Below are 15,978 nucleotides of genomic sequence, written 5' to 3'. Positions count from 1 at the left end.
GGGAGGGAGCAGCGGTGCCTCAGTGGTGGACGCGCTTGCGGCCGGTCGCGGCGACGTAGATCCCGAGGACGACGATGGCGCCGAGGATCGATCCGATGATCCCGGAGGTGCCGAGCTCGAACCCGTTGCCCTGGATGAGGCTGCCGAGCAGGTTGCCGACGAACGAGCCGATGATGCCCAGCGCGATGGTCAGCACGATGCCCAGGTCCTGCTTGCCGGGGATGACCGCGCGGGCGATGAAGCCGGCGATCGCACCGATGACGATGAGCACGATGACGTTCCAGATCATGGGGAGCCTCCTTGGTGCTGGTGGCCAGGGCCACCGCGATGCCCTGGTCCGTCCAGAGGCAGGGTCGTGGTGCCCCGGTACTGCCGTTCTCAAACATCGTGTTGATCTTCGGTCGCCCACCTCGGATCCTGGAACGGGCTCCTGAACTGGGCTTTCCCGTGCCGGCCGGTTCCTGTGAGCCAGCTGGACGGTGCTGTCGGTGGCTCACCCCACAGGGTGATGGGGGGCTCCCCGGCAGGTTCCGCACAGGCCGCTCCAGCAGCGTCTAAGCTGCGCCTTGTGACGATCGCACCCGCGCCGATCGTGAGCCGGCCCAGTCCTGCTCACGTGCCCGAGAAGGGCTCGCGGCTGTCGATGCTGCTGCGCACCACGGACCACAAGACGATCGGCCTGATGTACATGGTCGTGTCGTTCATCTGGTTCATGGCCGGCGGGTTGATGGCCATGCTGATCCGAGGAGAGCTGGCCAGGCCCGGCCTGCAGTTTCTCTCGGCCGAGCAGTACAACCAGCTGTTCACGATGCACGGCACGATCATGTTGCTGTTCTTCGCGACCCCGCTGTTCTTCGCGTTCTCGAACCTGATCATGCCGCTGCAGATCGGGTCCCCGGACGTCGCCTTCCCGCGGCTGAACGCCTTCTCCTTCTGGCTGTTCTTCTTCGGGTCCTCCATCGCGGTCGCGGGGTTCCTGACCCCGGGCGGCGCGGCCGACTTCGGCTGGTACGCCTACAGCCCGCTGTCGGACGTGACCAACTCCCCGGGCGCCGGTGGCGACCTGTGGATCGCCGGCCTCGCGGTCAGCGGCCTCGGCACGATCCTCGGTGGCGTCAACTTCATCGCCACGATCGTCTGCCTGCGCGCTCCCGGCATGACCATGTTCCGGATGCCCATCTTCGTGTGGGCGACGCTGGTCACCAGCGTGCTCGTGCTGCTGGCCTTCCCGATCCTCACCGCCGCGCTGATGGCCCTGCTGGCCGACCGGCACCTCGGTGCGCTGGTGTTCAGCACCGAGAACGGCGGGGCGATGCTGTGGCAGCACCTGTTCTGGTTCTTCGGGCACCCCGAGGTCTACATCATCGCGTTGCCGTTCTTCGGGATCATCTCCGAGATCATCCCGGTGTTCAGCCGCAAGCCGCTGTTCGGCTACAAGGGCATGATCTTCGCCCTGATCGGCATCGCGGCCCTCTCGCTCAGCGTCTGGGCGCACCACATGTTCGCCACCGGCGCGGTGCTGCTGCCGTTCTTCGCCTTCCTGACGTACCTGATCGCCGTCCCGACGGGCATCAAGTTCTTCAACTGGATCGGTACGATGTGGCGGGGGCAGATCACCTTCGAGGCGCCGATGCTCTTCTCGGTCGGCTTCCTGATCACCTTCCTGCTGGGTGGCCTGACCGGTGTGCTGCTGGCCAGCCCGCCGCTGGACTGGCACGTCAACGACAGCTACTTCGTCGTGGCGCACTTCCACTACGTGGTGTTCGGCACGGTCGTGTTCGCCGCGTACGCCGGGATCTACTTCTGGTTCCCCAAGATGTGCGGCCGGATGATGGACGAGCGGCTGGGCAAGCTGCACTTCTGGCTGACCTTCGTCGGCTTCCACGCCACGTTCCTCATCCAGCACTGGCTGGGCAGCTCCGGCATGCCGCGCCGCTACGTCGACTACCTGCCGACGGACGGCTTCACCACGATGCACACGGTCTCGACGATCGGGTCCTTCATCCTGGGCGCCTCGACGATCCCGTTCCTCTACAACGTCGTGAAGTCCTGGAAGTACGGGAAGCTCGCCCTGCGCGACGACCCGTGGGGCCACGGCAACTCCCTGGAGTGGGCCACGTCCTCGCCGCCCCCGCGGCACAACTTCACCGAGATCCCGCGCATCCGGTCCGAGCGCCCCGCGTTCGAGCTGCACTACCCGCACCTCAAGGACCGTCTGCAGATGGAGGCGCACGCCGGCAAGGGCCACGAGCCCTACGCCAGCGAGCTGCTGGACGGCACCGGTTCGCGTCAGGGTCCTGCCGACAAGGACCCGACCTGAGCTGAGGCCCCCCGGGCCGACCTCGAACGCCCCGTCAGCCACCCGGCCGGCGGGGCGTTCGTCGTCCGTGCCGGGGGCGTCCGGCACGATGACCGGGTGACCGACACTCGCGCGATCGACGTCTCCGCGACCGCCGACGTGGCCAGTCCGCCTGCCCGCCCGGCTCCCGGCGGCTCCGGGCCGACGGCGCTGATCACGGTCACCGGTGCCGACCGGCCCGGGGTCACCGCCCGGCTGTTCACCGGGCTGGGCGCGCTCGGGGCCGGGGTGGAGGTGCTCGACGTCGAGCAGGTGGTCGTGCACGGCCAGCTCGTCCTGGGCGTCGTCGTCCGCGCGCTGACCGGGCAGCGGCCGCCCGGGTCCGGGGCCCTGGTGGACTCACTCGACGTCGTGGCCGCCGACGTCAGCGCGGCCACCGGCGTCCAGGTGACGGTCGAGCACGGCGACCCCGGCAGTGGCGGGGCGCCGGCTGCCGACGCGCGCCGGCACCACGTGATCGTCCTGGGGCGCCCGGTGCCCCCGGACGCGGTGGCCGGTGCCGCCCGGGCCATCGCCGCGGTGGGCGGCAACATCGACGCGATCCGGCGGCTGTCGGACTACCCGGTGACCAGCTTCGAGCTGACCGTCTCCGGGGCGCAGGCGGCGCCGCTGCGCGCCGGGCTGGCCGGGGTCGCCGCCGAGACCGGCGCCGACATCGCCGTGGAGCAGGTCGGCCTGGCCCGCCGCAGCAAGCGGCTGATCGTGCTGGACGTGGACTCCACGCTGGTGCGCGGCGAGGTGATCGACGAGCTGGCGGCGCGGGCGGGACGGGCCGACGAGGTCGCCCGGATCACCGCCGCCGCGATGAACGGCGAGCTGGACTTCGAGCAGTCGCTGCGAGCCCGGGTGGCGGCGCTGGCCGGGCTGCCGGAGTCGGTGCTGGACGAGGTGCGCGAGCACCTGGTGCTCACCCCCGGGGCGCGCACGCTCATCCGCACCCTGCAGCGGCTCGGCTTCCGCTGCGGCATCGTCAGCGGCGGGTTCACCCAGATCACCGACCCGCTCGCCGCCTCGCTCGGGTTGGACTTCTCCGCCGCCAACACCCTGGAGGTGGTGGACGGCCGGCTGACCGGTGGACTGGTCGGCGAGGTGGTCGACCGGGCGGCCAAGGCCCGCGCGCTGGCCCGCTTCGCCGCCGAGCACGGCATCCCGATGGAGCAGACGGTGGCCGTGGGCGACGGCGCCAACGACCTGGACATGCTGGCGGCGGCCGGCCTGGGCATCGCCTTCAACGCCAAGCCCTTCGTCCGCGAGCAGGCCGACACCGCCCTGAACCAGCCCTACCTCGATGCCGTCCTGCAGGTGCTCGGGTTCACCCGCGACGAGGTGCTCGACGCCGGCCCGGCCGACTGAGCACCCACCGGGCCGGCCTCACGCCCCGAGCGTCTCGACGACGGCCTCCCCGCGGGACAGCGCAGACGCCTCCGCCGGCAGCGCCTCCCGCGAGCGCCGGTGGTGCTCCCGCGCGGCCTCCAGCGCCCGCGCCGGGTCGGTCGGCAGCACGGGGCGCCCGCCCCGCACCAGCGGGACGACGAGCGACCGGTCGCCGTCCCGGGGCTCGATCGGTGCGCTGCTCACCACCTCGGCGGTGACCGTGCCCGCCGGGTCGTGCCGCCGGACCGCCTGCTTGCGGCCACCCACCGAACGCTTGCCCTCGGAGTTCTTCGCCACCGGCACGCCGTCCCGCTCGACGAGCTTGTAGACCATGCCGGCGGTGGGGGCGCCGGAACCGGTGACCAGCGAGGTGCCGACGCCGTACCCGTCCACCGGGGCGGCCTGCAGCGCGGCGATCGCGTACTCGTCCAGGTCGCTGGTGACGATCACCCGGGTGCCGGTGGCACCCAGGGAGTCCAGCTGCGCGCGGGCGGCGGTGGCCAGCGAGGGCAGGTCGCCGGAGTCCAACCGGATCGCACCCAGCTCCGGGCCGGCCACCTCGACCGCCGTCCGGATGCCCTGGGTGACGTCGTAGGTGTCCACCAGCAGCGTGGTGCCGACGCCGAGGGCGGCCACCTGGGCGCGGAACGCCGATGCCTCGTCGTCGTGCAGCAGGGTGAAGGCGTGCGCGCTGGTGCCGGTGGTGGGCACCCCGTAGCGCTGGCCGGCGGCCAGGTTGGAGCTGGCGGAGAAGCCGACCAGGTACGCGGCGCGTGCGGCGGCCACCGCGGCCTGCTCGTGGGTGCGCCGCGAGCCCATCTCGATGCAGGGGCGCCCGCAGGCGGCGCCCACCATGCGGGCCGCGGCGGAGGCGATCGCGCTGTCGTGGTTGAGCACCGACAGCGCGAGGGTCTCCAGCAGCACGCCCTCGGCGAAGGGCGCGCGCACCGTGAGCACCGGCGAGCCGGGGAAGAACACCTCGCCCTCGGCGTAGCCGTCGACGTCCCCGGAGAAGGAGAAGCCGGCCAGCCAGTCCAGCAGCCGCTCGTCGTCCAGGCCCTGGGCGCGGAGCGAGTCGATCTCGGCGGCACCGAAGCGGAACGCGGCCAGCTCCTCCAGCAGCCGCCCCGTGCCGGCCAGCACGCCGTAGCGCCGGCCGTGCGGCAACCGCCGGGCGAAGACCTCGAAGACGCAGTCGCGCATCGCCGTGCCGTCGGCCAGCGCGGCGGCGAGCATCGTCAGCTCGTACCGGTCGGTGAGCAGGGCGGGGCCGGTGCGGCCGGGCGCGGGCGGTGGGTGCTCGTCCGACATGGGCCAGCAGCCTAGATCGTGGGCTCCTACAGTGTGAGCCGTGGCCGGTCCCCTCGCGCCCACGCGCACCCCCGAGACGACGACCGAGGTGGTCTCCGAGCTCGATCGCCCGTGGGTCACCATCGTCTGGAACGACCCGGTGAACCTCATGACGTACGTGACGTTCGTGCTGCAGGAGCTGTTCGGCTACGACGAGCAGACCGCCACCACGCTCATGCTGCAGGTGCACGAGGAGGGCAGGGCCATCGTCAGTTCCGGGCCCCGCGAGCGCATGGAGCACGACACCAGCCGGCTGCACGCCTACGGCCTGTGGGCCAGTTACCAGCGGGACTCATGACGCCCTTCACGCGGACGCGCGACGGCCTGGTGGCTCGGCTGGACCGGGCCGAGGTCGACGTCCTGGGGCTGCTGTGCGACCAGCTGGAGCAGCTGCTCGACGCCGACGCCGAGGACGCCGGCGGCGACCCGGTGCTGGCGCGGCTGCTGCCGCCCGGGCACCGGGGTGACCCCGAGGTGGCCGCGGACTACCGGTCGCTGACCGAGGGCGCGCTGCGGGAGGGCAAGGCCGACGACCTGGCGGTCGTGCGGGCCACTCTGCCGGTCGGTGGCGGGGACCTGCAGCTGGACACCGACCAGGCCCGCGCCTGGCTGCGCTCGACCAACGACCTGCGGCTGGCGCTGGGCACCCGGCTGGACATCACCGAGGACACCGAGCCGCCGGCGGAGGTCACCAGCGACGAGGAGCAGCAGCTGGCGGTCTACTACTGGCTCACCGCCGTGCAGGGGTCGCTGGTCGACGCCGTGACCGCGGCAGGCCGCGGCCGTAGGTGAGCAGCACCAGCACCGCGAGCAGCAGGCTGGCGACGAAGAACACGTACACCAGGCTCGGCAGCTCGAGGCCCTTGACCAGCGCGCCCACGGTGGACACCAGCACGACGGCGGACAGCGCCAGCATGGCCACCAGCCCGAGCACCCGCGCCAGCACCAGCACGACCAGGCCCAGCCGGTCGGCCCGCTGGTCGGGGCTGTAGCGGCCGCTGCGGCGCATCAGGTTCGCCGAGCCGAGCACCAGCGCCGGCACCGGCAGCGCCAGGACGCCGAGCGCCATGAGCACCTGGATGACCACCACGAGACGGCACGGTATCGCCCCGTCGTCCGGCGGACGTCAGCTGTTCACCCGTGCAGGGGTCACGGCCGGGCCGGGGGGTCCAGCAGCCGGGTCGTCGGCTTACGATGGCGCCGTGCTGCGCATCGACCGCGCGACCTACGACGCCATCGTGGCCCACGCCCGGGAGGACCACCCGGACGAGGCCTGTGGCGTCGTCGCCGGTCCCGAGGACAGCGACCGCCCCGAACGGTTCATCCCGATGTTGAACGCCGCGCGGTCCCCGACGTTCTACGAGTTCGACTCCGGGGACCTGCTGCGGCTCTACCGGGACATGGACGACCGGGACGAGGTGCCGGTGGTGGTCTACCACTCGCACACCGCCACCGAGGCGTACCCGTCGCGCACCGACATCAGCTACGCCTCCGAGCCGCACGCGCACTACGTGCTGGTCTCCACCCGCGAGCACGGCACGCAGACCGGCCTGGTCGGCGACGAGGTCGAGTTCCGCAGCTTCCGCATCGTCGACGGCGTGGTCACCGAGGAGGACGTCGACGTGGTGGAGTCCTACCTCTTCGGCCACTCGCCGGCCACCGTCGTCTACGACTGACGCCAGGACCCTCCTGCCCCCACGGCGCGCCCCGCACGTCGCGGGGCCCCGCAGGAGGGCCGGGACGGCGGTGGAATCGGCCGCCGTCGTCGAGCGTTACGCCGTCCAGTTGTCGCGCGCTGCCCTCACGCAGCCCCCCGTCCACCTGAGGAGAACCCGCACACATGGCCATCGAGGTCCGCATCCCGACCATCCTGCGCACCCACACCGGGGGCAACAAGACGGTCGAGGGGAGTGGCGCCACGCTCGGCGCGCTGGTCGACGACATCGACACCCAGCACCCCGGCATCAAGGGCCGCCTGGTCACCGACGAGGGCAAGCTGCACCGCTTCGTCAACGTCTACGTCAACGACGAGGACGTCCGCTTCACCGGCTCGCTGGACACCGCCGTCAAGGACGGCGACTCGGTCACCATCCTGCCCGCCGTCGCCGGCGGCTGACCGCGCCGCACCGCCCCCGGCGCCCTCCCCGGGCGTTCCTGTCTGCCTCTGGAGTCCCGTCATGGCCCGCTTCAACTCCCTCGTCGAGTCCCTCGGCGGCACCCCGCTGGTGGGGCTGCCGTCGCTGTCGCCGACGTCCGACGTCCGGCTGTGGGCCAAGCTGGAGGACCACAACCCGACGGGCTCGATCAAGGACCGCGCCGCCATCGCGATGATCGAGGCCGCGGAGAAGGACGGCCGGCTGCGCCCGGGGGCCACCGTGCTGGAGCCGACCAGCGGCAACACCGGCATCTCGCTGGCCATGGTGGCCCGGCAGCGTGGCTACAAGCTGATCTGCGTCATGCCGGAGAACACCTCGGTCGAGCGGCGCCAGCTGCTGGAGCTGTACGGCGCGCAGATCATCAGCTCGCCGGCCGCCGGGGGCTCCAACGAGGCCGTCGCGGTGGCCAAGGGCCTGGCCGCGGAGCACCCGGACTGGGTGATGCTCTACCAGTACGGCAACCCGGCCAACGCCCAGGCGCACTACGACGGCACCGGCCCGGAGATCCTCACCGACCTGCCCACGATCACCCACTTCGTGGCCGGTCTGGGCACCACCGGCACCCTGATGGGCGTCTCCCGGTACCTGCGCGAGCACAAGCCCGGCGTGCAGGTCATCGCCGCCGAGCCCCGCTACGGCGAGCTGGTCTACGGCCTGCGCAACATCGACGAGGGCTTCATCCCCGAGCTGTACGACCCCGAGCTGCTGGACAGCCGCTTCTCCGTCGGCCCGGACGACGCCCTGCACCGCACCCGCCAGCTGGTCGAGCGCGAGGGCATCTTCGCCGGCATCTCCACCGGGGCGATCCTGCACGCGGCGCTGGGCGTGGCCGACAAGGAGGTCGCGGCCGGCCGCAAGGCCGACATCGTCTTCATCGTCTGCGACGGCGGCTGGAAGTACCTGTCCACCGGCGCCTACGCGGGCAGCCTGGAGGAGGGCGCGGCCGCGCTGGACGGCCAGCTCTGGGCATGAAGGACCACCCTGCCCCCCACCACTCGCAGGCTCGTGGCGGGCCCCTGCAGGATGGCCTGCACCTGGCGGCGGGCGGGGTGCTGTTCGACAACGACGGGGTGCTGGTCGACTCCGACGCGGCGGTCGCGGTGTCGTGGGCGCGGTGGGCGCACGAGCACGACCTCGACCCCGGCCGGGTCATCGCCACCGTGCACGGCCGCCGGTCCGCCGACACCGTCGCGACGCTGGTGCCGCGCGCCCGGCAGGCCGAGGCCACCCGGCTGATCGACGCCTACGAGCTGGAGGACTCGGCCGTGGTCACCGCGTTGCCCGGGGCCGCCGAGCTGCTGCCCACGCTGCCGGCCGAGCGGTGGGCCGTGGTCACCTCCGGCAGCCTGGCGCTGGCCTCGGCCCGGCTGCGCGCCGCCGGCCTGCCGCTGCCGGCGGTCCTGGTCACCGCCGAGGACGTCGAGCGCGGCAAGCCCGACCCGCAGGGCTACCAGCTCGGCGCCCGCCGGCTGGGCCTCCCGGTCGAGCAGTGCCTCGTGGTCGAGGACAGCGCCGCGGGCGTCGCCGCCGGGCTGGCCTCCGGTGCGGCGGTGCTCGGGGTCAGCGAACGCGCCCTGGGCACGGCGGCACCCGTGGTCGTCCGCGACCTCGGCGGTGCCCGGTGGGTCGACGGCGGCCTGCTCCTGCCGTCCGACGCGGTGCTGCGCGCCCCCTGACCCGTTCCGGTCGGCACCGGCGGCTAGCCTGGGCGGTGAGATGAGCACAGCCCCCGCGGACGCCCCGATCGGCATCTTCGACTCCGGGGTGGGCGGGCTGACCGTGGTCCGGGCGGTGCTCGACCAGCTGCCGCACGAGGCGGTCCGCTACACCGGCGACACGGCGCACGGGCCCTACGGTCCGCTGCCGATCGCCGAGGTGCGCCGGCACTCGCTGGCGATCATGGACGACCTGGTGGCGGCGGGGGTCAAGATGCTCGTCGTCGCCTGCAACACCGCCAGCGCGGCCTGCCTGCGGGACGCCCGGGAGCGCTACGACGTCCCCGTCGTCGAGGTGCTGCTGCCCGCCGTCCGCCGGGCCACCGCGGCCACCCGGACCGGCCGGGTCGGCGTGATCGGCACGCAGGCCACGGTCACCAGCGGCGCCTACGAGGACGCGTTCGCGGCCGCGCCGCAGATCACCGTCACCAGCGCGGCGTGCCCCAGCTTCGTGGACTTCGTCGAGCGCGGGGTCACCAGCGGGCGTCAGCTGCTGGGGCTCGCCCAGTCCTACCTGGACCCGCTGCTCGGCGCCGACGTCGACACCGTGGTGCTGGGCTGCACGCACTACCCGCTGCTCACCGGGGTGCTCTCCCTCGTGCTGGGCGACGAGGTGACCCTGGTCAGCAGCGCGGAGGAGACGGCGAAGGACGTGTACCGGGTGCTCACCCGCGCCGACCTGCTGCGCGACCCCGACGCCCCCGCGCCGCAGCACCGGTTCCTGGCCACCGGTGACCCGGAGCCGTTCGCGCGGCTCGGTCGCCGGTTCCTCGGCCCGGAGATCGGCGCGGTCGCCGCGGTGGCGCGCGCGTGAGGCTCACCGTGGTCGGCTGCTCGGGCAGCGCGCCGGGCCCGGAGTCGGCGGCGTCCTGCTACCTGGTGGAGGTGGCCGGGTTCCGGCTGCTGCTCGACCTGGGCAACGGGGCCTTCGGTGCCCTGCAGGGGATCGTCGACCCGGACACCGTGGACGCCGTCTTCCTGAGCCACCTGCACGCCGACCACTGCCTGGACGTCGCCCCGTTCATCGTGTGGCACCGCTACAGCGGCCGCTCGTCGGGCCGGCCGGTGCCGCTGTACGCCCCGGTCGGCGCCGACCGCCGGCTCGCGCTGGCCTACAGCGACGGCGACGGGCCGATCGACGACGTCTTCAGCACCACCGCGGTCGGGCCGGGCACGTTCGAGATCGGGCCATTCACCGCCACCACGGTGCGCACCGAGCACCCGGTGGAGTGTCACGCCGTGCGGCTGGAGGCCGGTGGCCGTTCGCTGGTCTACACCGGCGACACCGGGTCCTGCCCGGAGGTGGTCGAGCTGGCCCGCGGCGCGGACGTCCTGCTCGCCGAGGCCGCCCACCCCGACGGCGTGCCCGGCCTGCCCGCGGCACTGCACCTCACCGGGACCGAGGCCGGCGAGCACGCCGCCGCTGCTGCCGTCGGCCGCCTGCTGCTCACCCACGTGCCGCCCTGGGTCGACGCCCCGGCCCAGCTGGCCGCCGCGACCCGCGCGTTCCCGGCCACCGAGCTGGTGCGCGCCGGCGCCGTCTACGACGTGTAGCGGGCTTGCCGGTCGACGGCGCGGCGGGCACGGTGGGCGGGTGGTCGACGAGGAGCGGGACGGCGTCCGGCTGAGCAGCCTGGACCAGCCGCTGGGCGACGGGCTCGGCGTGACGAAGGGCCAGCTGGTCGACCACCTGGACGCCGTCGCCGACCGGCTGGTGCCGCTGCTGGCCGGCCGGCCGCTCACGGTGGTCCGGGTGCGGCCCGGGCAGGCGCCGTTCGTGCAGCGCAACGTGCCCAAGGGGGCGCCGGCCTGGGTGCGCACGGTGGCGGTCTGGTCCGACGCGGTGCACCGGGAGACCCACCAGGTGCTCTGCGACGACCGGCGCACCCTGCTGTGGCTGGCCAACCAGCGGGCGGTGGAGTTCCACGTGCCCTTCACCCCGGCCGGCGGTGACCGGCCCACCGGCCTGGTGCTGGACCTGGACCCGCCCGAGGGCGCCGACTTCTCCCAGGTGGTCGCGGTGGCCCAGCTGGTGCGCCGCGCCCTGGCCGACGCCGGGCTGGCCGGGGCGGTGAAGACCAGCGGCGCCAGCGGGCTGCACGTCGTCGTCCCGGTGCACGGGTCCGGGCCCGAGGACGTCGCCGCGGCCACCCGGGCGCTGGCCGCGCGCACCGCCGAGCTGGACCCGGCGGCGGCGACCACCGCCTACCTGCTGGCCGACCGGGACGGCCGGGTCTTCGTGGACTCCACCCGGTCGGGCCGCGGCACGGTCGTGGCGGCCTACAGCCCGCGGGTGCGGCCCGGCCTGCCGGTGTCGGCGCCCGTGCCGTGGGACGCCCTGCCCGGGGCGCGGCCCGGCGACGTCTCGGTGGCCGCGCCCGGCGAGCTGGCCGACTGGGCGGCGCTGCTGCCGGCGCCGCAGCAGCTCCCCGCGGACCTGGTCGCGCAGGGCCACACCATCCCGGTCGCCCGGGTGGCGGCCATGCACGAGGGCAAGCGCCGCGCCCGGGCGGCCCGGGAGCGCGGGGACGGGCCGGCACCCGCCACCGGGTGAAGCACGACCCACCGACAGGACCGGCCCCGGCGTCCCCAGGTGGTGCGCCCGTCCACAGGTGCTCCCGTCCAGCACCGGCGCAGCGGGCCGCGGACCAGGCTCGGGGCATGGACCCCCACCCGCAGATCACCGCCTTCCTCGACCAGGCTGGTGCGCACACCGCCCAGCTGGTCCGCCGGCACCGCTTCACCGTCGTGCACGTCGACCGCTGCGATCCGTGGGACGCGGGACCCGACGACTGGGACCTGGTACCCGGCGACGACGGGGACGTGGGGTGGGACGACGACCCGGAGCACCCCATGTCGTCCGCCGGGGGACCCGCGTTCGGCTACACCGTGGGCCTGTTCGGCCTGGGGCACCCCGAGCTGGTCGTCGTCGGGGTGGGGCCGGACGAGGGCCACGACCTGCTCGACACCACGGCCCGGCTGGTGGTCGCCGGTCGGGACCTGCTGCCGGGCGAGCAGATCGACCTGCCGGGCCGGCCGGGCGGGCTGGTGGTGGAACACCTGCCCAACCCCGGCGACGTCGTCGTCCGGGCCAACGAGTTCTACTGCCGGCCCGACGAGTACTCGGTCCCGGCGCTGCAGCTCACCTGGGCGCACACCGACGGCTCGTTCCCGTGGGACCCCGGCTGGCCGTGCGGCCCGGACTGCCAGCCCCGGCCGGGTACCTGGACCACGTGAGGCTGTCGGGCCGCCCGCCGGCTCCCTCGCGGCGACCGCCCGGCCCCCTCGCAGGGGCCGGCCTGCGAGGGGTGGGGGGCGAGGGGGTGGCCGCTCAGTCCAGGCCGAGGTCCCGGCGCAGCTTCGCGACGTGCCCGGTGGCCTTGACGTTGTAGGCGGCCTTCTCCACCCGGCCGTCGGCGTCGATCACGAACGTCGAGCGGATGACCCCGACGACCTCCTTGCCGTACAGCTTCTTCGGCCCGAAGGCGCCGTAGGCGGCGAGCACGGACTTGTCCTCGTCGGAGACGAGGGTGATGTCCAGGCCCTCCTTCTCCCGGAAGGTCATCAGCTTGGCCGGCGGGTCGGGGGAGATGCCGATGATGTCCAGCCCGGCCTCGGCGAGGTCGCCCGCGGCGGCGGTGAAGTCGACGGCCTGCGTGGTGCAGCCGGGGGTCAGCGCGGCGGGGTAGCAGTACACGATCACGCGCCGCCCGCGCCGGTCGGCCAGGGCGACCGGGTTGCCGTCGGCGTCGGGCAGGGTGAACTCGGGCGCCGGGTCGCCGGGGCTCAGCCGGGTGGGCGCGGTGTCCGTGGTCTCGGTCATGCCGTCATTCTGCCGGTCGCCGGTGACGTTCCTGTTCAGGGCGTCGTCCGGGTGACCCCGGCGGGTGCCTCAGCCGGGCAGGAACGTCAGCCGCACGTGCCGCTCGGGGTTGTCCACGTTGGTGTCCACCAAGCAGATCCGCTGCCACGTGCCCAGCGCCATCCGGCCCTCGAGCACCGGCACGGTGGCGTGCGGGGGCACGAAGGCGGGCAGTACGTGGTCCCGGCCGTGGCCCGCCGCGCCGTGCCGGTGCCGCCAGCGGTCGTCGCGGGGCAGCAGCTCGTCGAGCTGGCGCAGCAGGTCGTCGTCGCTGCCGGCGCCGGTCTCGATGATCGCGATGCCGGCCGTCGCGTGCGGCACGAAGAGCTGGAACAGGCCGTCGCCCTGGTCGGCGACGAACTCGGCGCACTCGTCGGTCAGGTCGACCACCACCGGGTCGGCCCCGGTGCGCACGCGGCGCAGTTCCGATCGCATGGCGCGAGCCTGACAGGGCGGCGGGCGGCCCGCAGGGCGACCACTACCCTCGGCGCACGTGACCCGCCCCGACGGCCGTTCGGCCGACCAGCTCCGCCCGGTGACCATCACCCGCAACTGGCTCGACCACGCCGAGGGCTCGGTGCTCGTCGAGTTCGGCCGCACCCGGGTGCTCTGCGCGGCCAGCGTCACCGAGGGCGTGCCGCGCTGGCGGCGCGGCTCCGGTCTGGGCTGGGTCACCGCCGAGTACTCGATGCTGCCCCGGGCCACCCACACCCGGAACGACCGGGAGTCGGTGCGGGGCAAGATCGGTGGCCGCACGCACGAGATCAGCCGGCTGATCGGCCGTTCCCTGCGGGCGTCGATCGACCTCGCCGCCCTGGGGGAGAACAGCGTCGCGCTGGACTGCGACGTGCTGCAGGCCGACGGCGGCACCCGCACCGCGGCGATCACCGGCGCCTACGTGGCGCTCGCCGACGCGGTGACGTGGCTGGGTGGGCGGGGGAAGCTCAGCAGGCCCGCGCCGCTGGTCGAGTCGGTGGCCGCGGTCAGCGTCGGGGTGGTCGACGGCGAGCCGCGCCTGGACCTCGCCTACGAGGAGGACGTGAAGGCCGGCACCGACATGAACGTGGTCTGCACCGGCAGCGGCGGGTTTGTCGAGGTGCAGGGCACGGCCGAGGGCGCCGTGTTCGACCGGGCCACCCTGGACCAGCTGCTCGACCTGGCCGTCGCCGGGTGCGCCGACCTCACCCGGGCCCAGACCGAGGCGCTCGCAGCGCCGGTGCCCACCCGATGAGCACCCGGCTGCTGCTGGCCACCCGCAACGCCGGCAAGCTCGTCGAGCTGCAGCGGATGCTGGCCACCGCCGTCCCCGGCGTCGAGGTGATCGGCCTGCGGGACGTGCCGGAGTACCCCGAGGTGCCGGAGACGGGCGCCACCTTCGAGGAGAACGCGCTGCTCAAGGCCCGTGAGGCGGTGCGCTGGACCGGCCTGCCGGCGGTGGCCGACGACTCCGGGCTGACCGTCGACGCGCTCAACGGGATGCCGGGGATCCTCTCCGCGCGCTGGGCCGGCCGGCACGGCGACGACCCGGCCAACACCGCCCTGCTGCTCGCCCAGATCACCGACGTGCCCGACGAGCGCCGTGGCGGGGCGTTCGTGTGCGCGGCGGCGCTGGTCACCCCGGACGGCCGGGAGCACGTGCTGGAGCGCCGCTGGCGCGGCGTCGTCGTCCGCGAGCCGCGCGGCAGCAACGGCTTCGGCTACGACCCGGTGTTCGCACCGGCCGGGCTGGACGTCACCGCCGCCGAGCTGGCGCCCACGGACAAGGACGCGATGAGCCACCGCGGGCAGGCGTTCGCCGCACTGGTGCCGGTGCTGGCCGAGGTGCTCACCGGCCGCTGACCGGCCGGCTCAGAACGACCGGGACAGCAGCACCGCGCCCAGCACCAGCCCGGCGACCAGCAGGGTCAGCAGCAGCAGGCCCACGGCGGCCGGCACCACCACCCAGCGGCGCTTGAACCGGAAGCGCCGCGGGGCGCGCGGGCCGGTCGCGGGCCCCGCGGTCCTGGTGGGGGTCGCGCGCCGCTCGGCCAGCGTCCGCGCCTGGTCGATGGCGCCGTCCAGTGCCCGGTGCCGCACGTCCCGGGCCTGGGTCCGGGCGTCCCGGGCGACCGCGCCGAGCGCCGAGCGGGACGCCGAGGCCAGCGCCCGCAGCTGCTGCCGGTCGAAGCGCTCCACCCGGTTGCCGGCACCGGCGGCGACGTGCAGCGTCGGCGTCCCCGGCAGGCCACCGGCGGCGTGCGGGCCGGCCGGCGTGCGGCCGGCCACGACGTCCTGCAGCAGCAACCGGGCCTGGTCCACACCCGCCCGGCGGGCCGGCTCCTTGGTGAGCAGCGCGTGCAGTGCGGGGGCCAGCGGCCCGGCGGCCACCGGCGGCTCCGGGTCCTCGCTGACCACGGCCAGCAGCGTGGCCATCGGCTCGCCCCGGGAGAACGGCAGCCGGCCCTCGACCGCGGTGTAGAGCGTGGCGCCCAGCGACCACAGGTCGACCGGGGGGAGCGGGTCCTCGCCGTGCGCCCGCTCCGGGGCCATGTAGCTGGGCGAGCCGAGCACGATGCCGTCCATCGTGAGCGTGGCTGACCCGGTGGTGGAGGCGATCCCGAAGTCGGTGAGCCACGCGTGCCCGTCCGCGCCGACCAGCACGTTGGCCGGCTTCACGTCGCGGTGCACGATCCCGGCCCGGTGCGCGGCCTCCAGCGCGGACAGCACGTCCAGGCCGATCCGGGCCACGGTGGCCGGGGGCAGCGGGCCGTCGGCGTCCACGATCTCCTGCAGGCTGCGGGAGGGCACGTGCTCCATCACCAGCCACGGCTCGCCGCCGTCCTCCACGACGTCGTAGACGGTGGTGACGTTCGGGTGGTCCAGCCGTGCCGCGGCCCGGGCCTCGCGGCGGGTGCGCTCGCGCAGCACCTCGCGCTCCTCGGCCGTGGTGTGCAGCGGGAAGGTGATCTCCTTGAGCGCCACCTCGCGCTCCAGCACGTGGTCGGTGGCCCGCCAGACCACGCCCATGCCGCCCCGGCCCAACTCGGCCGTCAGCGTGTACCGCCCGGCGACCAGCCGGCCGTCGGGCACTGCGTCGGCGACCACGGGCGGACCTTACGTCCTCCGGCGCCCGCCCAAACCCGGGTGACCGGGCGGTCACGGACGGTCTGCGCGGACAGTCAG

The 15,978-nt window shown here is 74.2% G+C and carries 20 protein-coding genes; 14 read left to right on the top strand and 6 right to left on the bottom strand.

Features of this window, described 5'->3' with window-relative positions; translation table 11 throughout:
* Positions 1-19: 19 nt before the first annotated feature.
* A complete protein-coding gene (locus tag G1H19_RS07810; RefSeq protein ID WP_152729818.1) occupies positions 20-289 on the bottom strand; it encodes a GlsB/YeaQ/YmgE family stress response membrane protein in 270 nt (89 codons plus the stop codon).
* Between the two features lie 279 nt (positions 290-568).
* Between G1H19_RS07810 and ctaD the strand changes: the two genes are divergently transcribed.
* The gene (gene ctaD / locus G1H19_RS07805) at positions 569-2,320 is read left to right on the top strand and encodes an aa3-type cytochrome oxidase subunit I (RefSeq protein ID WP_235928053.1); all 1,752 of its coding nucleotides are present in this window, start codon (positions 569-571) and stop codon (positions 2,318-2,320) included.
* 96 nt (positions 2,321-2,416) lie between these two features.
* Positions 2,417-3,712: a phosphoserine phosphatase SerB gene (gene serB, locus G1H19_RS07800; protein WP_235928052.1), complete on the top strand. Its 1,296-nt coding sequence runs from the start codon at positions 2,417-2,419 to the stop codon at positions 3,710-3,712.
* 18 nt (positions 3,713-3,730) lie between these two features.
* Here serB and G1H19_RS07795 read toward each other — a convergent pair whose 3' ends face one another.
* Positions 3,731-5,044, bottom strand: a complete 1,314-nt coding sequence (locus G1H19_RS07795) for a nicotinate phosphoribosyltransferase (protein ID WP_152729816.1) — start codon at positions 5,042-5,044, stop codon at positions 3,731-3,733.
* A gap of 40 nt (positions 5,045-5,084) precedes the next feature.
* Here G1H19_RS07795 and clpS point away from each other — a divergent pair, with 40 nt between their 5' ends.
* On the top strand, positions 5,085-5,381 hold the full coding sequence (gene clpS / locus G1H19_RS22555) for an ATP-dependent Clp protease adapter ClpS (RefSeq protein WP_162392712.1): 297 nt from the start codon (positions 5,085-5,087) through the stop codon (positions 5,379-5,381).
* Positions 5,378-5,875: a DUF2017 domain-containing protein gene (locus tag G1H19_RS07785; protein ID WP_152729815.1), complete on the top strand. Its 498-nt coding sequence runs from the start codon at positions 5,378-5,380 to the stop codon at positions 5,873-5,875. Before clpS ends, G1H19_RS07785 begins: the two co-directional genes overlap by 4 nt.
* On the opposite strand, the gene G1H19_RS07780 is transcribed toward G1H19_RS07785, so the two are convergent.
* On the bottom strand, positions 5,814-6,173 hold the full coding sequence (locus tag G1H19_RS07780; protein ID WP_152729814.1) for a hypothetical protein: 360 nt from the start codon (positions 6,171-6,173) through the stop codon (positions 5,814-5,816). The two genes, G1H19_RS07785 and G1H19_RS07780, sit on opposite strands and share 62 nt — an antisense overlap.
* Positions 6,174-6,285: 112 nt before the next feature.
* Here G1H19_RS07780 and G1H19_RS07775 point away from each other — a divergent pair, with 112 nt between their 5' ends.
* The 8 genes from G1H19_RS07775 to G1H19_RS07740 all read left to right on the top strand — a co-directional run bounded on the left by G1H19_RS07775 (position 6,286) and on the right by G1H19_RS07740 (position 12,191).
* Entirely contained in the window at positions 6,286-6,759 is a 474-nt protein-coding gene (locus G1H19_RS07775) for a M67 family metallopeptidase (RefSeq protein WP_162392711.1), read from the top strand.
* A 164-nt stretch (positions 6,760-6,923) separates the two neighbouring features.
* Positions 6,924-7,199 (top strand): MoaD/ThiS family protein, encoded by a 276-nt coding sequence (locus tag G1H19_RS07770; protein ID WP_152729813.1) that lies wholly within the window; start codon positions 6,924-6,926, stop codon positions 7,197-7,199.
* 61 nt (positions 7,200-7,260) lie between these two features.
* Positions 7,261-8,211, top strand: a complete 951-nt coding sequence (locus G1H19_RS07765) for a PLP-dependent cysteine synthase family protein (RefSeq protein ID WP_152729812.1) — start codon at positions 7,261-7,263, stop codon at positions 8,209-8,211.
* Positions 8,208-8,915: an HAD-IA family hydrolase gene (locus G1H19_RS07760; RefSeq protein ID WP_152729811.1), complete on the top strand. Its 708-nt coding sequence runs from the start codon at positions 8,208-8,210 to the stop codon at positions 8,913-8,915. Before G1H19_RS07765 ends, G1H19_RS07760 begins: the two co-directional genes overlap by 4 nt.
* Before the next feature lie 40 nt (positions 8,916-8,955).
* Entirely contained in the window at positions 8,956-9,768 is an 813-nt protein-coding gene (gene murI, locus G1H19_RS07755; RefSeq protein WP_152729810.1) for a glutamate racemase, read from the top strand.
* Positions 9,765-10,508 (top strand): MBL fold metallo-hydrolase, encoded by a 744-nt coding sequence (locus G1H19_RS07750; RefSeq protein WP_162392710.1) that lies wholly within the window; start codon positions 9,765-9,767, stop codon positions 10,506-10,508. Before murI ends, G1H19_RS07750 begins: the two co-directional genes overlap by 4 nt.
* 40 nt (positions 10,509-10,548) lie before the next feature.
* Positions 10,549-11,508, top strand: a complete 960-nt coding sequence (gene ligD, locus G1H19_RS07745; protein ID WP_162392709.1) for a non-homologous end-joining DNA ligase LigD — start codon at positions 10,549-10,551, stop codon at positions 11,506-11,508.
* A gap of 107 nt (positions 11,509-11,615) precedes the next feature.
* Positions 11,616-12,191, top strand: a complete 576-nt coding sequence (locus G1H19_RS07740) for a DUF4262 domain-containing protein (RefSeq protein ID WP_152729809.1) — start codon at positions 11,616-11,618, stop codon at positions 12,189-12,191.
* 94 nt (positions 12,192-12,285) lie between these two features.
* Here G1H19_RS07740 and bcp read toward each other — a convergent pair whose 3' ends face one another.
* Positions 12,286-12,777, bottom strand: a complete 492-nt coding sequence (gene bcp, locus G1H19_RS07735; protein WP_152729808.1) for a thioredoxin-dependent thiol peroxidase — start codon at positions 12,775-12,777, stop codon at positions 12,286-12,288.
* Between the two features lie 69 nt (positions 12,778-12,846).
* On the bottom strand, positions 12,847-13,251 hold the full coding sequence (locus tag G1H19_RS07730) for a YjbQ family protein (RefSeq protein ID WP_152729807.1): 405 nt from the start codon (positions 13,249-13,251) through the stop codon (positions 12,847-12,849).
* A gap of 58 nt (positions 13,252-13,309) precedes the next feature.
* Between G1H19_RS07730 and rph the strand changes: the two genes are divergently transcribed.
* Entirely contained in the window at positions 13,310-14,047 is a 738-nt protein-coding gene (rph, locus tag G1H19_RS07725; RefSeq protein WP_162392708.1) for a ribonuclease PH, read from the top strand.
* Positions 14,044-14,655: an RdgB/HAM1 family non-canonical purine NTP pyrophosphatase gene (gene rdgB / locus G1H19_RS07720; RefSeq protein ID WP_152729806.1), complete on the top strand. Its 612-nt coding sequence runs from the start codon at positions 14,044-14,046 to the stop codon at positions 14,653-14,655. The genes rph and rdgB overlap by 4 nt, the downstream gene beginning before the upstream one ends.
* 9 nt (positions 14,656-14,664) lie before the next feature.
* Here rdgB and G1H19_RS07715 read toward each other — a convergent pair whose 3' ends face one another.
* Entirely contained in the window at positions 14,665-15,900 is a 1,236-nt protein-coding gene (locus G1H19_RS07715; RefSeq protein ID WP_235928051.1) for a serine/threonine-protein kinase, read from the bottom strand.
* Positions 15,901-15,978: the final 78 nt, after the last annotated feature.

The sequence above is a fragment of the Goekera deserti genome (genome assembly GCF_010685995.1).
Lineage (GTDB): Bacteria > Actinomycetota > Actinomycetes > Mycobacteriales > Geodermatophilaceae > Goekera > Goekera deserti.
The sequence above is the reverse complement of the archived record's forward strand: the minus strand, read 5'-3'. Positions and strand labels throughout refer to the sequence as shown.